11 protein-coding genes and 1 tRNA gene are annotated in these 12,852 nt (G+C 45.3%); 9 read left to right on the forward strand and 3 right to left on the reverse strand.

Going from position 1 to position 12,852, the window contains the following annotated elements:
* The first annotated feature begins 9 nt into the window (after positions 1-9).
* The 4 genes from FD963_RS03810 (at position 10) to FD963_RS03825 (ending at position 5,431) form a co-directional block, all read left to right on the forward strand.
* Positions 10-1,176 carry an ATP phosphoribosyltransferase regulatory subunit gene (locus tag FD963_RS03810; RefSeq protein ID WP_215363141.1) on the forward strand — a complete coding sequence of 389 codons (1,167 nt, stop codon included), beginning with the start codon at positions 10-12 and terminating at the stop codon, positions 1,174-1,176.
* Between the two features lie 72 nt (positions 1,177-1,248).
* Positions 1,249-2,589, forward strand: a complete 1,341-nt coding sequence (locus tag FD963_RS03815) for an adenylosuccinate synthase (protein WP_215363143.1) — start codon at positions 1,249-1,251, stop codon at positions 2,587-2,589.
* A gap of 60 nt (positions 2,590-2,649) precedes the next feature.
* Complete coding sequence (locus FD963_RS03820; protein ID WP_215363145.1) at positions 2,650-4,866, forward strand: malate synthase G; 2,217 nt, start codon at positions 2,650-2,652, stop codon at positions 4,864-4,866.
* 70 nt (positions 4,867-4,936) lie between these two features.
* Complete coding sequence (locus FD963_RS03825) at positions 4,937-5,431, forward strand: hypothetical protein (RefSeq protein WP_215363147.1); 495 nt, start codon at positions 4,937-4,939, stop codon at positions 5,429-5,431.
* On the opposite strand, the gene FD963_RS03830 is transcribed toward FD963_RS03825, so the two are convergent.
* Entirely contained in the window at positions 5,418-5,933 is a 516-nt protein-coding gene (locus tag FD963_RS03830; protein WP_215363149.1) for a hypothetical protein, read from the reverse strand. The genes FD963_RS03825 and FD963_RS03830 overlap by 14 nt on opposite strands.
* A gap of 91 nt (positions 5,934-6,024) precedes the next feature.
* Between FD963_RS03830 and FD963_RS03835 the strand changes: the two genes are divergently transcribed.
* The 4 genes from FD963_RS03835 to FD963_RS03850 are packed head-to-tail and all read left to right on the forward strand — an operon-like array spanning position 6,025 to position 9,302.
* Positions 6,025-7,257 (forward strand): MFS transporter, encoded by a 1,233-nt coding sequence (locus tag FD963_RS03835; RefSeq protein WP_215363152.1) that lies wholly within the window; start codon positions 6,025-6,027, stop codon positions 7,255-7,257.
* A gap of 25 nt (positions 7,258-7,282) precedes the next feature.
* Positions 7,283-7,969: a dienelactone hydrolase family protein gene (locus tag FD963_RS03840; protein WP_215363154.1), complete on the forward strand. Its 687-nt coding sequence runs from the start codon at positions 7,283-7,285 to the stop codon at positions 7,967-7,969.
* Between the two features lie 5 nt (positions 7,970-7,974).
* Positions 7,975-8,784, forward strand: coding sequence for a DUF4239 domain-containing protein (locus FD963_RS03845; protein ID WP_215363156.1), 810 nt, complete (start codon positions 7,975-7,977; stop codon positions 8,782-8,784).
* Positions 8,785-8,801: 17 nt separating this feature from the next.
* Positions 8,802-9,302 carry a hypothetical protein gene (locus tag FD963_RS03850; protein WP_215363159.1) on the forward strand — a complete coding sequence of 167 codons (501 nt, stop codon included), beginning with the start codon at positions 8,802-8,804 and terminating at the stop codon, positions 9,300-9,302.
* Here FD963_RS03850 and FD963_RS03855 read toward each other — a convergent pair.
* The gene (locus FD963_RS03855; RefSeq protein ID WP_215363161.1) at positions 9,288-10,610 is read right to left on the reverse strand and encodes an APC family permease; all 1,323 of its coding nucleotides are present in this window, start codon (positions 10,608-10,610) and stop codon (positions 9,288-9,290) included. The two genes, FD963_RS03850 and FD963_RS03855, sit on opposite strands and share 15 nt — an antisense overlap.
* A gap of 118 nt (positions 10,611-10,728) precedes the next feature.
* Here FD963_RS03855 and FD963_RS03860 point away from each other — a divergent pair, with 118 nt between their 5' ends.
* Positions 10,729-12,534, forward strand: a complete 1,806-nt coding sequence (locus FD963_RS03860) for an amidohydrolase (protein WP_215363162.1) — start codon at positions 10,729-10,731, stop codon at positions 12,532-12,534.
* A 115-nt stretch (positions 12,535-12,649) separates the two neighbouring features.
* Here FD963_RS03860 and FD963_RS03865 read toward each other — a convergent pair.
* A tRNA-Leu gene (locus FD963_RS03865) sits at positions 12,650-12,736 on the reverse strand.
* Positions 12,737-12,852: the final 116 nt, after the last annotated feature.

Genomic DNA, 12,852 nt, shown 5'->3' on the forward strand with positions numbered 1-12,852 from the left:
GTCCACATCATGAATCGCTGGTTACTTCCTGAAGATATTGCAGACGTTTTGCCTGCGCAGGCTCGCAAAGTTGAGTCATTGCGTCGTGCTATTTTGGATTTGTACCAATCCTATGGCTATGAGTTAGTTGCACCTCCGATTCTGGAGTTTTTAGATTCTCTGTTGACCGGTACTGGTTCCGATCTTAATTTGCAGACCTTTAAATTAGTGGATCAACTCTCTGGTCGTACTTTAGGTCTGCGTGCAGATATAACTCCTCAAGTAGCCCGCATTGATGCGCACCTCTTAAATCGTGATGGCGTTACTCGTCTTTGTTATGCCGGATCTGTTGCGCACGCTCGCACACCAGTTGGGAGTTCAGCGCGCGAAGAGTTGCAGTTGGGCGCCGAGATTTATGGTTGCGCGACTTGGGAAGCGGATCTAGAAGCTATTACCTTATTGCTCAAAACGCTTTCAGTTGCGGGTTTAAAGAAAGTCTATCTGGATTTATCCCACGCTGGCATTCTTGCGGGCATCTTAGATGGTCAGAACTTAGATAAAGAAACCATTGAGACCTTATATGGATTGTTGCAAAGCAAAGATCGTCCTCGCTTAAGTAAGTGGGCGGCGTGCTTACCTGCAAATGTTGCTAAAGCACTGATGGCCTTGACCGAGTTAAATGGCCCTTGTGCTGAAGTATTGGCAAAGGCTAAGAAAGATTTGCCTAAGCACGTAGCAATTGACCAAGCTTTGGCAGACCTGGAGCGTTTGGTTTTAGCTGCAGCGAAGTTATCTGTCAACCTAGAGCTCAGCATTGATTTGGCGGATCTTCGTGGCTATCAATATCACAGTGGTGTGATGTTCGCAGCTTATGTTGACCAATTACCTCAACCGATTGCTAGAGGCGGTCGCTATGACCATGTTGGTCAGGCCTTTGGTCGTTCTCGTCCTGCAACTGGATTTTCTTTAGACCTTTTAACTTTAGCAAACCTGTCACCCATGAATGTGCGCAAGATGGCAATTATTGCCCCATGGGTTGAGGATGAAGCTTTGAGCCAAGCAATTGCAAGATTGCGTGAGTCTGGTGAGGTGGTTATTCAGGCTCCAGCAGGTATGAAATTAGAAGCTGCCGAATATGAATGTGATCGAGAGCTTGTGAAGCAAGCTAGCTCTTGGGAAGTGAAGAAAAAGCAGTAAAAAATGAATTAAAGCAGCGAATAAAGCAGTAAACAATTAACTTATTTTGTAATTATCTTTTTGGATTTCAATATGTCTTCAAAGCAGCAAGCAAAAGGTCGTAACGTCGTTGTCATTGGCACCCAGTGGGGTGATGAAGGCAAAGGTAAGGTAGTGGATTGGTTGACTGACCATGCGCAAGCAGTAGTTCGCTTTCAAGGTGGACACAACGCTGGCCATACATTAATCATCGGCGACAAGAAGACTATTCTGCGTTTGATTCCTTCCGGAATCATGCATAAAAATGTTATTTGCTATATCGGTAATGGCGTGGTGCTTTCGCCAGAGGCGCTCTTTAAAGAGATCGGCGAGCTCGAGGCCGCTGGTTTAGATGTCCAGTCTCGACTCAAAATTTCTGAAGCAACCACTTTAATTTTGCCTTATCACGTAGCCATTGATCATGCTCGCGAGAAGAAGCGCGGCGAGGCAAAGATTGGCACCACTGGTCGTGGCATCGGACCTGCGTATGAAGATAAAGTGGCTCGCCGTGCTTTGCGTGTGCAAGACTTGTTCTACCCAGAAAAATTTGCTGAGCAGTTGCGTGAGAACTTGGAATATCACAATTTCATGCTCACGAATTACTATGGCGCGGAGCCAGTCAGCTATGAGAAGACTTTAGCCGAAGCAATGTCATATGCAGAGCGTCTCAAACCAATGGTGGTGGATGTGTCCAGTGCTTTGTATGCTGCCGAGCAATCTGGTCAAAACCTTCTATTCGAAGGTGCGCAGGGCACATTGCTCGATATCGATCACGGCACCTACCCCTATGTGACTTCTAGTAACTGTGTAGCAGGTAATGCTGCTGCTGGTTCAGGCGTAGGCCCAGACTCCTTGCAATACATCTTAGGTATTACTAAGGCGTATTGCACGCGTGTTGGTGCAGGTCCATTCCCAAGTGAACTGTATGACCATGACAATCCTGCAAGACAGGATCCGATTGGCGTGCGTTTGGCTGAAGTGGGTAAAGAATTTGGCTCGGTAACCGGTCGTCCACGTCGTACTGGCTGGCTAGATGCTGCTGCATTGAAGCGCTCAATTCAGATCAATGGCTTATCCGGCCTTTGTATTACTAAGCTAGATGTCCTTGATGGTTTTGAAACTATTCGCTTATGCGTTGGATACAACCTTGACGGCAAGAAGTTAGATGTATTGCCGCGTGGCGCGGAATCAGTAGCCCGTTGCGAGCCTATCTATGAGGATTTCCCGGGCTGGAAGGGTACAACCTTTGGTATTCGCGAGTGGGATAAGTTGCCTGCTGAGGCTCAAAAGTTTCTCCGACGTATCGAGGAAGTGGCTGGTAAGCCGATTGCAATGGTATCTACAGGCCCAGAGCGTGACGAAACCATTCTCCTCCAGCATCCTTTCCAGGATTGATGGAAAATATTCAATTAACTATATTTATTAACTTTCGCTTTAGAGACAAAGGTTTACAACATGACTGCGCGTACTACTTGCAATAGCCTCCAGGTGGCAACTCCCTTATATCGATTCATCGAAGACAAAGTTCTTCCGGGTACTGGTATTAAGAGTGCCGATTTTTGGAAAGGTTTTGATGAGATCGTTAAAGACCTCACGCCAAAAAATGATGCCTTACTCGCAAAGCGCGATCGCATTCAGTTGGATTTGGATAAATGGCACCAAGCCAATCCAGGCCCAATAAAGGATATGCCTGCGTACCGTAAGTTTTTGAAGGAGATCGACTACTTAGTTGATGTGCCAGGAAAAATTACTGCGACAACCCAGAATGTAGATGATGAGTTGGCTCTGCAAGCTGGCCCTCAATTAGTGGTTCCAGTACTTAATGCACGTTATGCGTTGAATGCTGCTAATGCACGTTGGGGCTCTTTATACGACGCCCTCTACGGCACTGACGTTCTCTCAGAAGAGGATGGCGCAACCAAGACTGGCGCTTACAACCCAATTCGTGGCGCAAAAGTAGTTGCATACGCTCGCAATTTCTTGGATCAGGCTACACCTTTGGCTAAGGGTTCTCACCGTGATTCAGTTGCTTACTCTGTTGACGGCAATAAGCTGTCCGTTAAGTTAAAAGACGGCACTACAACAGGTTTGGCGGATGAGAAGCAATTTGTTGGTTACCAGGGTGAGGCGGCAGCTCCAAGCTCTATCTTGTTGCGTAATAACGGTGTTCATATTGATATTGAAATCAATAAGACCAAAACTATTGGTGCTAGTGATCCTGCCGGCATCAATGATGTTGTCCTCGAGGCTGCGCTCTCCACTATTTTGGATTTGGAAGACTCTATTGCTGCCGTTGACGGTGACGACAAGGTTCTTGCTTATGAAAACTGGCTAGGCATCTTAAAGGGTACTTTAGTTGAAGAAGTGAAGAAGGGTGACAAGACTATTACTCGCTCATTGAACCCAGACCGCAAGTACAAAGCTGGTATCGGTGCTGTTGATGCAAAAGACGGCGTGGTAACTTTGCATGGCCGTTCACTCTTATTCCTCCGTAACGTTGGTCATTTAATGACGAACCCAGCCATCATTACTGGCGAAGGTAAAGAAATCTACGAAGGTATCTTGGATGCGGTAGTGACTGTATTGATTGCCCTATACGACATCAATCGTCCAGCAAGCCAAGCTATTGGTAATACTCGCAAGGGTTCTGTTTACATTGTGAAGCCAAAAATGCATAGCCCAGAAGAAGTGGCTTTTGCGGGCGAGCTCTTTGGTCGTGTTGAGAAATTACTCGGCCTACCAGCCGACACCGTCAAACTGGGCATCATGGACGAAGAGCGTCGTATGAGCGCCAATATCAAGGCAGCTATTGCTGCTGCCGGTGCGCGCGTAGCCTTTATTAATACTGGCTTCCTAGACCGTACTGGCGATGAAATGCATACAGCGATGTATGCAGGCCCAATGATGCGCAAAGGCGATATGAAAACCAGCAAGTGGTTATCCGCTTATGAGCGTCGTAACGTATTTGCAGGTTTGGATTGTGGCTTGCGTGGCCGCGCTCAAATCGGTAAAGGTATGTGGGCAATGCCAGACATGATGAAGGCCATGGTTGAACAGAAGATCGTTCATCCTAAAGCAGGCGCAAATACTGCTTGGGTGCCATCACCAACAGCGGCAACTTTGCATGCGCTTCACTACCACCAAGTAAACGTGGCTGAACTCCAAAAAGAAATGGAAAAGCTTGATACGGCTGCTGAGGCTGAAGCGCTAATCAATGATTTGTTGACTATTCCAGTGGTTGAAAAGGCTAACTGGACTAAGGAGGAAATTCAGCAAGAGTTAGATAACAATTGCCAAGGTATCTTGGGTTATGTGGTTCGTTGGATTGATCAAGGTGTTGGTTGCTCCAAGGTTCCTGATATTCATAACGTAGGCTTGATGGAAGACCGTGCGACTTTGCGTATCTCCAGCCAGCATATCGCTAACTGGTTACTCAATGGCATTGTGACTGCTGATCAGGTTAACGAGAGCTTGCAACGTATGGCTAAGGTAGTAGATGGTCAAAACGCTGGCGATGCTTTGTATCAGCCAATGATGCCTAACCACCAAGATTCATATGCCTATAAAGCAGCTAGCGATCTGATTTTCAAAGGTCTTGAGCAGCCTAACGGCTACACAGAACCTTTGTTGCATGCATGGCGCTTAGAGGTAAAGAAGGCACACGCCAAGTAATTTAGCTGATGCTTTAAGTAAGAATGGATTTGCCCAAAAAGCAAATCCATTTTTTATTGGGCACCGTCAAATGTTTTCATTTTTAAACCCATTCTCCAAGCCGCATTCTAGGTTCCCATTTCAGTTTGATGATGGCGGGAGGGAGGCGGCTGGCTTTAAAGGTGGTGCAGGGGACTGTGTTGTGAGATCTATTGCCATTGCTACAAGTCTGCCTTATATGCGCATCTATGAGGATTTAAGATTGGCAAATGAGAGTTACGCACAACTAAGAAATGATCGCCTTGCAAAAAGGCTAAATGCCAAAGGTTCATCACCCAGGAATGGAAATCACCGTAATGTATTTCATGACTACATCCTAGCCCAGGGCTTTGAGTGGGTGCCCACTATGAAGGTGGGAGCAGGCTGTCAGGTTCACCTACGCCCCGAGGAGTTACCCAAAGCAATACTGATTGCTAAGGTTTCTAAACATCTCACCGCAATTATTGATGGCGTGATTCACGATACGCACGATCCCTCAAGGGGTGGGAATCGTTGTGTATATGGGTACTACATTAAGAGGCGCTAGGATCTCTCTGATGATGCTTTAGATTCCAGGCTGTTTTGTACGAGTTGGTCATCCCAATCATGACTGAGGTAGTCCAAGCCATAGAAAATAATCCTGAGAAGGAGATGAAGAAGGCAAGACTTTTCCAGCCTGCTGGCAAGATATCTTCAATAAAGCCAATTGTTGTGTAGCAACTCCCGACAAAGATGAGGGTTTTAATGCCCTCGTGTATTAGGTCGAGCTCAAGAATATAGATCGTCCAAATGATAATTTCTATCATGTGAACCAAGGCAATAAAGAAAAAAGTGAAATAGAAGTGAAAAAATACGCGGTTAAATTGCTTTTTAGACAGGTTCTGATCGGTCAATCTCTCAAAGCGCATGATGATGAAGTTAATGCTGCCCCCATGAAAAAAAAGAATCATGATGAGGCCAAATATTCCATAAAGAGAATCCCTAAATAGCGGAAGCAGTGGGATTCCTGCTAAATTCGATTGAGTTATGAGATCGATAGTAATTGACATGTATTTAGTAAGATTTTAGTCGGTTCAAGACAAGCAGATTTTCCTGTCAAGGTTGATAATGTCATATTGATTATCTCTAGTAAAGCACCCCTTGAATAGCGCCCCTCACACAGCCGAAACGAAGAAGCAAGAGCGCTTCTTTTTGTTTTCATTGGCGGGTATTCAGTTCACCCACATCTTAGATTTCATGATCATGATGCCTTTGGGACCCCAGTTCATTACGGCGCTTTCCATTAATACGCATCAATTTGGTTTGCTGCTGTCTTCGTATACTTTTGCTGCTGCGATCGCTGGAGTATTTGCCACCTATTACATCGACCGATTTGAGCGGAGGCAATTACTTCTGCGTTTATATGTTTGCTTCATCATTGCAACAATAGCTTGTGGATTTGCTCCCAACTACCACATGCTATTTATCGCCCGTGCATGCGCAGGTGCCTTTGGAGGCATTCTAGGGTCTTTGGTGCAGACGATTGTGGCTGATTCCATTCCTTTTGAGCGCAGAGGTAAGGCACTGGGCACGGTCATGGCTGCTTTCTCAGTTTCAACTGTTGCAGGTGTGCCCTTGAGTTTGTTCTTGGCAAACCATATTAGCTTTCTAGGTTGGCGCGCTCCGTTTATGTTTATTGGCGTGATCTCCATATTGATTCTATTCATTGGATATCGCTATATCCCTAAAATTTCTGGACACTTGCATCATGTTCAAGAGGGTAGTCGTTTTAAACAAATTTATGACATTCTGATTGCTCACCAACATGCACGCGCTTTTGTGTTTATGGGCCTCATTATGATCACCGGATTCTCTGTGATTCCATATATTGCTCTGTATCTCACCTCCAATGTCGGCGTGGCTAATTCCTATATTTCATTGATCTATCTATGTGGTGGTATTGCCACCTTAATGAGCTCAAGATTGATAGGCCATATGGCTGACAAATACGGCAAAGTGCGGGTATTTAGAATTCTGGCGATTGTGAGCTTAATTCCTCTGATAGTGACAACCAATCTTGTGCCAGTCCCGCTTTGGGTTGTCCTGATCAACTCAACATCATTTTTCATTCTGATTTCAGGACGTATGATTCCAGCAATGGCGATTGTGAGTCAGCTTGTGGAGCCTAAGATCCGGGGAACCTTTATGAGCCTAGTGGGCTCTACTCAGATGTTGGCCTCTGGAATTGCCTCTGTTTTGGCCGGCTTGGTTGTTACGATTACGCCAGACGGCAAGATGGAGCATTACAACTTGGTGGGCTATGGTGCGGTAATGTGTGGATTGCTGACATTCTGGCTGGTGGGATATATTCATTCTGACAAGAAAAAAGCATAAGAACTAAATAATATAAGGTGATCTCATGATTGAAATTAAAAGACCTGATGGACAGATTCTCAAAGGATATTTGGCTGAGCCAAGCAATGGGATGAACGCCCCTGGCATCGTTGTCATTCAGGAGTGGTGGGGTCTTGATGAGGAGGTAAAGGCTGTAGCGGATCGTTTCGCTGATGCAGGTTACCGTGCGTTAGTGCCTGACTTGTATCGCGGTAAATTGGCTCTAGAGGCTAATGAAGCAGAACATTTAATGGGCGACCTGAATTTTAGCGATGCTGCTGGACAAGACATTCGCGGGGCCGTTCAGTACTTAAAAGCTACTGGTAGTGCAAAGGTTGCCGTGACTGGCTTTTGCATGGGAGGCGCCTTAACAGTTCTTGCGGCATGTAATGTGCCTGAGCTGGATGCTTCTATTGCTTGGTACGGCAACCCTCCATTGGAGTATGTGAATGCTCAAGCTATTACAAAGCCGATGTTGGGACACTGGGCCTTGCATGATGAGTTCTTTCCAATAGCGGGCGTGGATCAGCTAGAGGAAAAACTAAAACAAGCTGGTGTGAATTTTGAATTTCATCGCCATGACACTAAACATGCTTTTGCTAATCCCAAATCAGATGCCCGTGGCTTAGCGCCTCTTAAGTACAATGCTGATGCAGCACAGTTGGCTTGGGAGCGAACTCTTAATTTCTTGAAGAAATATATAGCTAGCTAGGCCCAATGAAAAACACCTCCTACCAAGACGCATTCTTTAATTGGATATACCGGAGAAGTAATGTCCAAATTCTACTGTTGCTCATTCTCTTTTTTGTTGGGTTGCTAGATTCGATGCCGCGCTTATTGCAATCGTTACCTATCTTTGCGCCAACGCAGGACAGTACGAGACTGGGTTTAAGTCTCTTCGGGTCTATCATTACTTTAAGCGGCTTACTCATTGGTTTCCTGTTGAATCAGGCGCAAAGTAATTTTCGCGAAGTTCAGACTTTGGTTTCGCAAGAAGCTGGCCGTATTAACAACTTAGATCGCCTGTTGACTCGATTCGGTGACCCATCAATAGCACCTATTCGTGTGGAGTTGTTTGAGTACATGAACTCTATCGTTAATGAGGAATGGCCTCTATTGCAAAAAGGTGGGGGTAGCTCTAAAACCCATATGCTCTGGCGGGGGATTTCTAGGAAGCTAATGTCGATTGAGCCTCACACCAATCGTCAGACTGCAATGTACACCGACATCATCAAAAAGTCTGAAGAAGTGGCCGAGAGTAGGGAGGCTCGTATTGAGCGCTCGAATATTCGTTTGCCTGGACTATTTTGGGTGGTCATTCTGATATGTATGTTTGCATTGATGGGGATTAACACTTTATTTATGCCTTCGGATTCCTTCTTCCTGGGCTTAAAGATTCTGCCGATCACGATGGGGGCCTTAATCTCCCTATTGGTGATAACAGATCAGCCTTTTAAAGGGCAGAACTCCGTTCAACCAGATGCATTCTATAAAATTATCGAATCTATCAAAACTCGTAAAGAGTAATTTTTACCTGAATCAATATGCACTTATTTTCTGAAAATCTCGCCGTAGAAATTTCTTCTTATTACCGTAATTTAGCTTTAGGGCATGGAGTTGTTCCAAAGGTATTTACTTTAGTAAACAGCGAGGGAGATCAATACCTATTCTTTATTGATGATCTCCCCATGAAGAGTGACGATGAACAGAATCAATTTCTTGCATATATTGCGCAAGCACATGAGGCGGTTTGCTATGCGCGTGGCACTTTAGTAATCGTTGAAAAGAATCAACAGTTCATTGAGTTTGCAGTCATTGACCGGGATGATGCAGATGCGATTGTCTGCTCAGCTGAGCTGACCAGGGATATGGACGATAAGCCGATATCCTTAGGTGAGTTTGATAAGACCTTGGTGAAGAAGGGCTCCATTATCTTTGGAGGCCTCTTTAAGCATATTCAGCTATCAGAAGACAAGACTGAAGATTTTGAGAGCCTGTGGGCGGAGATGAAATCTAAAATCTTGCACCGCTCAATGGGGCTTTAATTTCTTCCTCAGAAATTTACGAGAAGTTGCTTCAATCGCAAAAGATCCTATTAAGGCAATTACTAAAGCGATTGCGCTATTCGGAGCTGTCTCGATCACATTGATAAATAAAGTAGCAAACAGACTCAAATTAATGATGATTGCCGCCCAGAGTGGCCAAAGCTTGGCGCCTGTTTGGTTTCGTACGCGAATGTGCCCATAAGTAATAGCAGCGTATACCAATAAAAAGGCAAGGCTGGCCATTTTGCCAACAACATCTAATGGAAATGCCAGAGCCAAACCAATCACCAAGATCGCTGATATGGTTAATGCACGAAACTCTGTATTTAAGACCTCGTCACTTAAGACCTTTGAGACTGAACTCTTGCGTGTCATATCGGCCGCAATATTGGATGCAGCAAAGATGGTGGCGTTGAGTGCAGCTGCACAGGCCAGAAGGGCAGATACACCAATCACAACAAAGCCTGCTTTGCCAGCGACGATTTGGGCTGCATCGGCCAAAACGTGACCGCTGTATAGCGCCATTTGAGCAGGGGAAAGCAGCAGTATTGCTGCGGTGCTCACTAGTACATAGGCAATCGTTACCAAAATCAGGGCTGAAAACATGGCAAGAGGTAATTCTTTATGGGGTGCATGCATAGCATTAGAAGAGTTAGTCACAACCCCAAAGCCTTGATAGTTGATATACAAGATGCCAGTGGCAATAGCTATCCCATTGATAGACCAACTAGACATTTTGAACGCGCCAACATCAGCCACATGAATGCCCTCAGCGGAAAACAGCAAAAGAGCAAGTGTCACAAATCCAATAGCCAGAGTTTCTACAGTACCAACAATATCGGTACCCAGCAAATTAATGCCGGCACAAAAAATGACAATACCGGCACCCATAAGCTTGACTTCAAGTGGAGATAAATTTCCGCCTAGCAAAGTATTGGCGTATTCAGAAAAGCCAGCGGCATAGAGTGCGGCTGCAATCAGATAGGAAACGTATTGAAATATATTGAGGCCACCAGAAAGAACTCCAGGCCCAAAGCTCATTACTGTAAAAGTAGCAGCGCCTCCACTACTAGGAAAAGTAGCGCCCAATTTGGCGTATGAGTAGACTGAGAATGAGGCAGCAATAGCCCCCAACAAAAATGCCAGGGGAATGTATGAGCCAGCATGAGCGCTAGCAGTGCCCAAGAGAGAAAATAGCCCAGCACCCATCATTCCGCCGATGCCCAGAGCAGTTGCTGAAAAGAGGCTAATGCCTTTGGCTTTCTTGCTCTCTTTTTTGAGTAGGGAGGGGTTTAATTGATTGGTCAATGTGGGAAAGACTTATTAGTAAGTACCCTATATTAAAGCCATTTAGGCTTATGGAGGGTTATATAAAGGATTTCTAACTGGCATAATTTCCGAACAAAAATAAACAAATGGAGTTTCCGTGAAAACAGCCAATCGTAAGAGTATTTCAAAATCTATTGCTGCTCTTGTGGCATGTTCGGTTCCATTGTTTGCTTGTGCAGAGGTTGTGGTCCTTAAAGCTGCAAACATCATCACCATGGATGATAAAAAACCACGCGCAGAAGCAATTGCCTTCGATACCAGCACTAAAAAGATCACAGCTATTGGATCGCTTAAGGATGTCCAAGCTTCGGCACCCAGCGCTAATGTTAAAGATTTGGGCGCTACAGTATTAATGCCGGGTTTTGTTGAGCCACATAGCCACCCTTTATTGGGTGGTGTTCTCACTCAGTCACCGGCATATTGGGTGGCTCCGTATGTCGGCTATAAAACCTGGGCAGGCGTTCAAGCAAAAATTATCAAGGAAGATAGAGAAGCGAAGCCTGGGATTCCATTGATATTTAACGGTGTTGATCGCTTATTGCAACAGGCGCCAATTCCAACAAATAAAATTTTGGATTCCCTTTCTCCAAGTGGTCGCCCAATCCTCGTGTTTGATAACTCCGGCCATGCTGTTTACTTTAATACTGCAGTTATGAAAGCATTGGGGTGGACCGGCGGTAAGCCACCAAAAGATCCAGTGGGCGGCAGTTTTGGGCGCAATAAAGATGGCACCTCTAATGGTGTTGCCAATGAAGTGCCGGGCATGGTTGCAGTGGGGGTTCCTTTTATACCAAAGGCAATTCCTCATCCATTACTCTCTGGTGCGAATTGGTATGCCTACATGTCCTCATTTGGCATTACATCTTCCTCGGAGATGACTTATAGCACTGGCCAGTACAAAGCCTACCAAGCGCTTGGATCAGTTCCCGATGCACCACTTCGTTTAAGTGTCTACCATATGTCTACAGAGCCTGATGCTGCTAGCCAAGTTACTTGGCCTGACGCGAATATGGTGCGTAAGAATGGAATTAAGCTTTGGGCTGATGGGACTCCTTGGCTCGGTAATGTCGCTCAAAGCTTTGGTTATTTGGATAATCCAACAACCCGTCAAGCGGATATCATTCTTGGGCCGCTTGGCGAAAAAGGCATGAACTATACCCGCTTACAGTTAGATCAAATTCTTGATAAATATGCGCCGCTAGGTTATCAGATGTCCTTTCATTGCAATGGGGATATTGGGTTTGATGTTGTATTGGATGCATATGAATATGCCCTTACAAAATACAATTTGTCAGGCACGGATCATCGCTGGAGAGTGGAGCATCTTGGTGCTGCTCGAGCAGATCAATTTAAACGGGCAGCGAATCTGGGTGTTACGGTCTCCCTAGGACCATTTCAATATATTTACTGGGGGGATTTGCTCGATGGCACTATGTTTGATTCAGCGCATGGTTCCGAGTGGGTGCGCGTTGCGGATGCGTTTAAAGCAGATGTTCACCCATCATTTCATAATGATGGCCCTGTTACCCCTCCTAACGTTCTGCTTAATATCCAGAGTATGGTTACCCGCACGACAGATTCAGGAAGGGTCCATGGCCAAAATCAAGCAGCCACGATGGATCAAGCGCTCAAAGCGGTGACGATTAATGGGGCTTATCAATTAAAACGTGATCGGGAGGTTGGATCTCTAGAGGTTGGGAAGTTCGCAGATATTGTTGAGCTCTCTACTGATTTAACTACTGTTAAGCCCAGTGAAATTCTGGAAAAGGTTAAAGTTCAAGGGACTTGGGTTGGTGGTAAAAAAATTGACCTTGCTAAATTTATTCAAGAGGTTTCTGCAATTGATCCCAGTGAGCATCAAAATTTAGGTGATGCAACCCTGAAAACCATTCATAGTCATTAATCATTCAATGGGTCACTAAAAAATCGCCTACGGGCGGTTTTTCTTTGGATGCTAGAAAGCGTCTGACTATTGAAAATGGGGCTATAGGCCCCATATAGGTCTTTGTAGGTGTATTTGGTGCCCAGGAAGGGACTCGAACCCCCACAACCTTACGATCGCCAGCACCTGAAGCTGGTGCGTCTACCAATTTCGCCACCTGGGCATGCCCTTATTATAGGGGGATGAGCGTTTTGAGGTTATTTCCACCCCCATTTGGCTTTTCCCCTTCAGGCTTGGTGGTTTGATACAGTAGCCTTATTCATAACAAAAATAGATATC

Source organism: Polynucleobacter sp. JS-JIR-II-50 (genome assembly GCF_018687895.1).
GTDB lineage: Bacteria > Pseudomonadota > Gammaproteobacteria > Burkholderiales > Burkholderiaceae > Polynucleobacter.

Bases quoted from the DNA above. Each gene is read 5' to 3' on its own strand.
- FD963_RS03810 (WP_215363141.1), top strand. From the start codon at position 10: ATGAATCGCTGGTTACTTCCTGAAGATATTGCAGACGTTTTGCCTGCG.
- FD963_RS03815 (WP_215363143.1), top strand. From the start codon at position 1,249: ATGTCTTCAAAGCAGCAAGCAAAAGGTCGTAACGTCGTTGTCATTGGC.
- FD963_RS03820 (WP_215363145.1), top strand. From the start codon at position 2,650: ATGACTGCGCGTACTACTTGCAATAGCCTCCAGGTGGCAACTCCCTTA.
- FD963_RS03825 (WP_215363147.1), top strand. From the start codon at position 4,937: ATGTTTTCATTTTTAAACCCATTCTCCAAGCCGCATTCTAGGTTCCCA.
- FD963_RS03830 (WP_215363149.1), bottom strand. From the start codon at position 5,933: ATGTCAATTACTATCGATCTCATAACTCAATCGAATTTAGCAGGAATC.
- FD963_RS03840 (WP_215363154.1), top strand. From the start codon at position 7,283: ATGATTGAAATTAAAAGACCTGATGGACAGATTCTCAAAGGATATTTG.
- FD963_RS03845 (WP_215363156.1), top strand. From the start codon at position 7,975: ATGAAAAACACCTCCTACCAAGACGCATTCTTTAATTGGATATACCGG.
- FD963_RS03850 (WP_215363159.1), top strand. From the start codon at position 8,802: ATGCACTTATTTTCTGAAAATCTCGCCGTAGAAATTTCTTCTTATTAC.